Below are 231 nucleotides of genomic sequence, written 5' to 3'. Positions count from 1 at the left end.
TTGTAACTCAATATACAATATCCCTATCGAACTCTACAGGTCTTCAACCCAACTTGGAATAAACTCACCAAAATATGTTCCTATCTTTTTCACTTCGGTCATCGTGCGACTTATTCCAACATCAGATAAGTACCAATTCTCTTTTGAAATTCCATATCTATCAATACAGGGAGAAACAAGAAACTTACATTCTTTTGGAAAAACAGCTTGGTAACATAATAATGCCCTACG

At 35.1% G+C, this 231-nt stretch carries 1 protein-coding gene; it reads right to left on the bottom strand.

What is annotated here, in order from left to right:
- Nucleotides 1-33 precede the first annotated feature (33 nt).
- Nucleotides 34-231: hypothetical protein (locus AOA60_RS33715; RefSeq protein WP_218241015.1), on the bottom strand; the 198-nt coding region annotated here is incomplete at its 5' end.

Source organism: Pseudomonas sp. 2822-17 (assembly GCF_002742485.1).
In the GTDB taxonomy this organism is placed as follows: Bacteria; Pseudomonadota; Gammaproteobacteria; order Pseudomonadales; family Pseudomonadaceae; genus Aquipseudomonas; species Aquipseudomonas cyclaminis.
The sequence above is the reverse complement of the archived record's forward strand: the minus strand, read 5'-3'. Positions and strand labels throughout refer to the sequence as shown.